Annotated in this window: 9 protein-coding genes; 7 read left to right on the top strand and 2 right to left on the bottom strand. The window is 34.0% G+C overall.

Annotated features, from left to right (window positions below; translation table 11 throughout):
• Positions 1 to 25: 25 nt before the first annotated feature.
• Positions 26 to 826: a carbon-nitrogen family hydrolase gene (locus HMPREF2937_RS03610; RefSeq protein ID WP_070864054.1), complete on the top strand. Its 801-nt coding sequence runs from the start codon at positions 26 to 28 to the stop codon at positions 824 to 826.
• 303 nt (positions 827 to 1129) lie between these two features.
• Here the strand turns inward: HMPREF2937_RS03610 and HMPREF2937_RS13630 are convergent, their stop codons facing one another.
• Positions 1130 to 1294 (bottom strand): delta-lysin family phenol-soluble modulin, encoded by a 165-nt coding sequence (locus HMPREF2937_RS13630; protein ID WP_180364613.1) that lies wholly within the window; start codon positions 1292 to 1294, stop codon positions 1130 to 1132.
• Between the two features lie 311 nt (positions 1295 to 1605).
• Between HMPREF2937_RS13630 and HMPREF2937_RS03615 the strand changes: the two genes are divergently transcribed.
• Genes HMPREF2937_RS03615 through agrA form a run of 4 tightly spaced genes read left to right on the top strand, consistent with a single transcriptional unit; the run spans position 1606 to position 4381 of the window.
• Entirely contained in the window at positions 1606 to 2184 is a 579-nt protein-coding gene (locus tag HMPREF2937_RS03615; RefSeq protein ID WP_002481720.1) for an accessory gene regulator AgrB, read from the top strand.
• Positions 2184 to 2321: a cyclic lactone autoinducer peptide AgrD gene (agrD, locus tag HMPREF2937_RS03620; protein ID WP_023015908.1), complete on the top strand. Its 138-nt coding sequence runs from the start codon at positions 2184 to 2186 to the stop codon at positions 2319 to 2321. The genes HMPREF2937_RS03615 and agrD overlap by 1 nt, the downstream gene beginning before the upstream one ends.
• Positions 2322 to 2360: 39 nt before the next feature.
• Positions 2361 to 3662, top strand: a complete 1302-nt coding sequence (gene agrC / locus HMPREF2937_RS14225; RefSeq protein WP_070463420.1) for a quorum-sensing sensor histidine kinase AgrC — start codon at positions 2361 to 2363, stop codon at positions 3660 to 3662.
• Between the two features lie 2 nt (positions 3663 to 3664).
• Positions 3665 to 4381 carry a quorum-sensing response regulator AgrA gene (gene agrA / locus HMPREF2937_RS03630; RefSeq protein ID WP_002481723.1) on the top strand — a complete coding sequence of 239 codons (717 nt, stop codon included), beginning with the start codon at positions 3665 to 3667 and terminating at the stop codon, positions 4379 to 4381.
• 74 nt (positions 4382 to 4455) lie between these two features.
• Here agrA and HMPREF2937_RS03635 read toward each other — a convergent pair whose 3' ends face one another.
• Positions 4456 to 5940: a GH32 C-terminal domain-containing protein gene (locus tag HMPREF2937_RS03635; protein WP_070864055.1), complete on the bottom strand. Its 1485-nt coding sequence runs from the start codon at positions 5938 to 5940 to the stop codon at positions 4456 to 4458.
• Positions 5941 to 6175: 235 nt separating this feature from the next.
• Between HMPREF2937_RS03635 and HMPREF2937_RS03640 the strand changes: the two genes are divergently transcribed.
• Positions 6176 to 7264, top strand: coding sequence for a YeeE/YedE family protein (locus tag HMPREF2937_RS03640; RefSeq protein WP_070463416.1), 1089 nt, complete (start codon positions 6176 to 6178; stop codon positions 7262 to 7264).
• A 55-nt stretch (positions 7265 to 7319) separates the two neighbouring features.
• On the top strand, positions 7320 to 7544 hold the full coding sequence (locus HMPREF2937_RS03645) for a sulfurtransferase TusA family protein (RefSeq protein WP_002481726.1): 225 nt from the start codon (positions 7320 to 7322) through the stop codon (positions 7542 to 7544).
• Positions 7545 to 7584: the final 40 nt, after the last annotated feature.

Here is a 7584-nt window from a genome sequence, read left to right on the forward strand (position 1 = left end):
AATAAAAGAATGGAGAGGATTATCAATGAAAGTTCAACTATTTCAATTCAATCTTGCGCATGGGAACGCGAAGGCCAACCAAGATAAGATTGAATCACTATTTTCAAAACACCTTGAACCTGATACAGACGTCGCTGTTTTACCTGAAATGTGGAATAACAGTTACGCACTAGAACAATTATCTACTTTATCAGATGATGATTTAAAAGAGAGTCTATCATTCATTCAAAAGCTAAGCCGTGCTTATAACGTTACAATTGTTGCTGGATCAGTTTCTAATAAGAAAAAAGGCAATACTTTCAATACTGCATTCACAGTTAACGCACAAGGCGAATTGATTTATCAATATGATAAAGTACATCTCGTTCCTATGTTAGATGAGCATTTATACTTAACTGGCGGTGAAACTGTTCCTTATGTCTTTAACCTCAATGAACAAGTGCGTGCGTCACAAATCATTTGCTATGACTTACGATTCCCTGAAATTGCACGACACCCTTCTATTGAAGGTGCAGATATTTTATTCTATGTAGCTGAATGGCCAATGGCACGTTTAAATCATTGGCGTACTTTGCTCCAAAGCCGAGCGATTGAAAATGATATCTTCGTTATAGCTTGTAATACTTGCGGTTTTGAAAAAGATGGTGGCACAGAATACGCTGGTCATTCTCTTGTGATTAATCCGAATGGAGAAATCTTAGCTGAAGCAGGAACTGAAGAAGAAGTCTTAACTGTAGATATTAATCTTGATGAAGTTAAGCAGCAACGACAAAATATTCCTGTCTTTGATAATAGACGTCCTCATCTTTATAAATATGATCAATAAAAATAACCCATGAGTTTGGGAGGAACTCATGGGTTTTACTTATTATTAAGGGAATGTTTACAGTTATTTTCTATCTATTTTTGGGGATGTTATTAATTATGAAAAAAATTTAGTGAATTTACCGATATTTGATAAATTTAATGTTACTCACGATAATTTAACTACAATGATATGCATACCGAACGCTTCATTTCCGATATGCATATATGAGAGATGCAGGAATCAATGCAAGGACAAACACCAATTCCTGCTTTAAGGATTAAACAATTTAGTGCTTATACTCAAAGGACAATAAATAAGGAATTATTTTTGAGTGAATTTTTGAACTGTTTCGATGATTAATTTTACGAATTCACCGATAGTGCCTACGATATCGCCTGCCATGTGTATTGCCTCCTTTCTTTTCAATATAGGATGATCAGTTAGTCTAAGGCATGTTAGACCTACGAAGAATATTAACGATGCCATAAACCAATTTCTTTGAAATATTAAGATGAAGTAAGGTAACCACATTGACTTCAAACACGATATGTTTATGTAATGTGTTACCTGAATTCTTATCACATCTCTGTGATACATCTTCATTAAAACATCATTTCTAAATTTAATGTTAAATAATCCCTAACTTATGATATTTCAATCATAACTGTCTATAAATATATGTTAAAATGACGATAATAGTAGATTTTCTACAGTTTGGAATAAAAAACGAACAGTTAGGCAATGAATCAATAAAATATCCTTTTTAGTTGTATAATGTCAGTGAGGAGAGTGAGGCTATGCAAAAGGCTTTTTATAGGCAGGTTGATCGTTGGGCTCAAGCCCTTCAAAAAAGAAACAATCTAGACCGTATCGCTTATTTAAAAATAAAGCTTGGCCTAGAAGTCTTTTTCAATAACCTTTTCAAAACGATTGTCGTTTATGGACTTGCTCTTCTATTCCATGTTTTCTTATACACACTAACTGTTCATTTAAGCTATTTTATTATCCGACACTTTGCACACGGTGCGCATGCCAAATCAACACTTGCATGCTATATAGAAAGTATTGTTTTATTCGTAATGTTGCCATGGCTCTTAGCAACGTATCATGTACCAATCAACATTATGATTACACTTGCAGCAATCGCAGTCATTTTACTTTGTATTTATGCACCTGCTGCTACAGTTAAGCAACCAATTCCCACACGACTGATTAAGAAAAAGAAAATCACGGCAATCATTCTTGCAACATTAATGTTTGCAATTTCATTCCTTGTTCCTAATGCTTACCAACAAATGATTTTGCTAGGTATCACATTACAAGGCGGTTCACAATTGCCAATATTTTTCCCTAAAAACAGAAAGGATGTATTGTAATGGACTTATTAAATGGTATCTTTAAATTATTCGCTTTTATCTTTGAGAAAATTGGAAACTTAGCTAAGTATAACCCATGCCTAGGGTTTTTAGATGAACCAACTGTACCGAAAGAATTATTAGAAGAAGACAAATAAGAACTTCAAATTTCATCGTTATAGAGAGTGTGTTTAAACATGGAATTATTAAGCGGCATTTTAATATCGTCCTATCAAGGATTGATGTTATTTATTATCTCTAAAGTCATACTAAACTTTAAATATACACCAAAAGAAAAGATGACAATTGGCTTTATTACTATTATTAGCGGTCTAATTTATATTGTTTTAAACAGATTTACGTTGTTCATTATCATTCTTATTGACACTATATATCTTTATCGAAAAACAAAATTATATTCTATTTTAACAATGGTAGGAAGTGTTCTCATTATTTATTTAGGGAACCTTTCTGCCATCTCTTCATTCTTAATACTTGATCAAGAAAAAACTAATATTATTATTGTTTATGCAGTATACTTATTTTTATTTACTGTTACATCACTTATATTAGCTTACTTGGTCCGTTTTATAATACAAAAATTAAAGAAGTCTTATTTATCAACCAATAAGCTTTATTTGTCAGTTGTCTCTATTTTTTTAGCTAGTATCTTCATTTCCTTGTTTACATTTATGCCAAAAAATATTAGTACTTTTAAAAACTTACAGTTGATGGTCATATTATACATTTCATTCATTCTTGCCGTAGTTGTTTTAGTGTTAGTAATCAGCTTCACGGTATTACGAGAAATGAAGTATAAGAGACAAGTTGAAGAAATAGAGAATTATTATAAATACACCTTACGTATTGAAAAGATTAATAACGACATGCGCAAGTTCAGACATGATTATGTGAATATATTACTTTCCATGTCTGAGTTTATTCGTGATGACGATATGCCTGGTTTAAGAGCTTATTTTGAGGAGCATATTGTTCCACTTAAAGATAATATGCAGACGAATTCTTTTAAAATCAATGGACTTGAACGTTTACAAATTCGAGAGTTAAAAGGTTTGTTGACGACTAAAATTATTCAAGCACAAGAAAATAATATCAGAGTAAGTGTTGAAGTACCTGATGAGATACATCATATTTCATTAGACATGATTGACTTATCGAGAGTAATGGGGATTATTTTGGATAATGCAATTGAAGCTTCCACTGAAATCGATGATCCTTTAATTCAAATCGGCTTTATGAAAAATAAGGATGCCGTGATGATTATTGTGATGAATAAGTGTGCTAAAGATATCCCTAAAGTTCATGAACTATTTAAAGAGAACTTCTCTACTAAAGGTCCAAATCGAGGTTTAGGGCTATCAACTTTAAGAGAAATTATTGATCAAACGGATAATGTCTTATTAGATACTGTGATTGAAAACCATTACTTTATACAAAAACTTGAAATCATGAATACAGAGCACGAGGATGTGAAATAAACGTGAAGATTATTATATGCGAAGATGATGTACAACAGCGTGAACACATTGAATCCATCATTGAAAATTATATTATGATTGAAGAAAAACCTTTAGAAGTGGCGCTCTCAACGGGTGATCCTTATGAGGTATTAGAATTCGCTAAAGCTACAAATGAGATTTGTTGTTACTTCTTAGATATTCAGTTAGATTCTGATATTAACGGTATTAAGCTTGGCAGCGAACTTAGAAACTATGATTCTGTCGGCAGTATTATCTTTATTACTAGCCACAGTGAACTCACTTATCTTACTTTCGTTTATAAAGTAGCAGCCATGGACTTTATTTTTAAAGATGACCCTTCAGAAATGAAATCTCGAATTATTGATTGTATCGAAACTGCATTGACGAGACTACAGTTGCTTTCAAAAGAATCTAGTCTCGAAACAATTGAGTTAAAACGTGGTAGTAACTCAGTCTATGTTAATTACGATGATGTCATGTTCTTTGAATCCTCGGCAAAATCACATCGCTTAATTGCGCATTTAGACAATCGTCAAATCGAATTTTATGGCAACTTAAAAGATTTAAGCCAATTAGATGACCGCTTCTTCCGTTGTCACAATAGTTACGTCATTAATCGCAATAACATCGAAGAAGTAATATCTAAAGAACGTGAGGTCTACTTTAAAAATGGTGAACACTGTTATATCTCAGTAAGAAATTTAAAGAAAATCTAATCAAACAGGGCTGAAATCGCAATTGATTTCAGCCCTTCTTTTCTACTTATTCTTTTTATATTTCCACTTATAATTTATTGCTCCGAGTTATCTTCTACTTCATATATACCATGCAAATCATATTTCGTGAATTTTAAATATGCTTGACCTGATTCTGTACCTACACGTATTCCTTTACTATTCTCTGGAGGGAAAATGCGTGAAGACATAACACGCTCACCATGATTACAGAAAACTTCAATACTAGACTGGTCTACAAAAATTTGTAAATGCTCTAAATCTCGACTCAATTGTACTGAACATTTCGTTTCAACATTTGCAAGCGGTACTTCCCCACTTTCACTGCAATCTAATGTCACTAAACGTGAATGTGTGTTATACGTCACTTTTGTCGAATTCCATTTTGAGACTTTTACTTCAAAATAGATTTCAGTCGCATCATTTTCCAAAATTTCAATCTGCAGTTCAAAGTTGTCGCCTTCATAAGGGTGGAGCTGTTTCGCAAATTTATTGGCATAACCTAATGCTGTTTCTTCGTTATATCTTAATTGTTTTAAGCTGGAGTGCGGTGTTTGATATATCTTTCCGTTGCGCATAGTAAGTTGTCTTGGAATAGAAAGACAAGGAACTTGTGCAATTTCAGGCAAATGTTCATATTCGCCTTCTGTTTTTAATAAACCGATTAAGACACGCGAACCTTCAGCATCTTCGAACGTTTGAGGGAAGACAAAACCAAAGCCGTCATCCCACAATTTGAAATCGCCATGATTCATCTTAAAGTTATGGAAATGTAAATGCCCCATTAAGTAACCTGCTTTAAATGCGTGTTCCGTATTTTCAGCTGTAAAAGTTAAAATGTCATAACCGTTCATAGTGAAATAATCAGATGCATGCCAAAAATCACCAAAGTGAGAAAGGTTTGTATGGACGGGTGCGATCAATTGCCATTGGTTGAGATCGTCGGCATGATAAGCTAATAACCTTCCTTGTCCTTTTTCTGTTTGTGCACTTAACAATGCAAAACGTGCTCCATCTTTTTCAAACACTTTTGGGTCTTGTACATTTTGAATATAGCCTTCAGGCACTTCAAAATTGATAGGTTGCTCATATTTTTCGATTTCACCTGTATGATTTTTCACTGCATGCAGTTGCGTGAAAGGTGCTTCAATAACAGCATCTTTACTTTTTGCTGAGTATATAAAATGTGTCTGCTGATTGATCTCTATCGCACTGCCGCCTTTAATCCCCTCATCATCAAATAATCCGTCTGGTTTTAACATAATCTGTTCTGTAGGATTTTGTATTAAATCAGGAGTTTGATATGCGTAACTATAGCTTAATCCATTATTAATCGTAAATGGATACCATACATGACTTATTAAATAATGCTTGCCATCAAATAATAGACCATTCGGTTTACCCGCTGAACCAAATGGCGGCTGTAAATGGAATGTTTGTTTATACGGTGAAGAAGCGAACTTGTCTTTGAGTTCAGCAATTCTTTCAGCTGGTAGTTGTTCTATTCGTTGCGTTTCTACTTCATTTATCCAATCTTGCATCAACCATGTCCTCCTAATTAAACGTTTATCATCATTTCTTTTATTTTAGCATATTTATATACGCCCACCTATCCTCTTTTTCATACGGATTTCTATCTATGACATTTATATCAATTTTATAAGATAACACTTGTGCTTAATCAATTAATAATTTAGGGTAAAATTATACCCTTGCAATTTGGTCAATTGTATATTAGGATAAACCTTATCAACATTATCGGAAAAGAGGGATTAAATGATTTGGATGATTATCAGCGGTCTAATTGTGGGGAGTTTACTAGGATTTGTAATGCAGCGGACACGATTTTGTTTAGCCGGCGGATTTAGAGATATGTATGTTCAAAAAAATAATAAAATGTTTTACGCTTTACTCATTGCAATTTCTGTTCAAGCAATTGGCTTATTAGCTTTCACAGCGATAATTGGCAAACCTTTAGATAACGGAACATTCCCAATTATCGGAACAATTGTTGGATCATTTGTTTTCGGTGTTGGAATTGTATTAGCTGGCGGTTGTGCCACTGGTACTTACTACCGTGCTGGTGAAGGTCTTATCGGCAGCTGGTTAGCTTTAGTTGCTTATGCAGTATTCTCAGCTATTACTAAAGCAGGATTGTTAAAACCAGTGATGGAAGGTCTTAATTCAAAAACTAATGTTAATGCAGATATGTCAACAAGTACAGGTATTCCTGCTTGGGTTTGGGTCATTGTCATTACAGCAATTACAGTGTTCTTTGTGGTTAAAACAGTACGTAAACCTAAACCGAAAATTGCAGTCCCTAAATTAAAACAAAAATTCACAGGTGTACGTCACTTCTTCTTTGAAAAGAAATTCCACCCATTCGTAGCAGCAATTGTTGTTGGATTAATTGCGTTACTTGCTTGGCCAATGAGTTATTCAGCAGGCCGTGAAGGTGGTTTAGGTATCACTACACCTTCTTCAAATTTAGTACAATTTATCATTACAGGTAAAACATCATTCTTAGACTGGGGTGTATTCTTAGTCTTAGGTATTTTCATCGGATCTTATATTGCAGCTAAAGGTTCACGTGAATTTGCTTGGAGATTACCAGATAAAAAGACTTTAAGAAATAGTGTTATCGGCGGTGCATTAATGGGATTCGGCGCTTCAGTTGCCGGCGGTTGCTCAATTGGTAACGGCTTAGTTGCAACAGCAGCATTATCTTGGCAAGGATGGATTGCTCTTGCATCAATGATTTTAGGTACTTGGTTAATGAGTTACTTTATCTTTATTAAACCAATGAAAGCATTACGTAAAGCACCTGCTAAAACAACTGCTTCAAGACCTGCAACACAATCATAATTAAGTTAAAATAGCCATAACGAATAAAAAGTTTTAAACAAAGGAGAATGAATCTATGGTATACGAACTAGGAACAGTCGGAATGGTTTGTCCTTTCCCTCTTATCGAAGCACAGAAGAAAATGGAAGAATTAGAAGTCGGAGACGAATTGAAAATCGACTTTGACTGCACACAAGCGACAGAAGCTATCCCAAACTGGGCAGCTGAAAAATCTTACCCTGTAACAAATTACGAACAATTAGGAGACGCTTCTTGGACAATTACAGTTCAAAAAGCCTAAACTAAAAAAGGGGTCGGGACATAAATGTTCTGACTCCTAA

This window comes from Staphylococcus sp. HMSC061G12, assembly GCF_001838465.1.
Taxonomy (GTDB): Bacteria; Bacillota; Bacilli; order Staphylococcales; family Staphylococcaceae; genus Staphylococcus; species Staphylococcus simulans.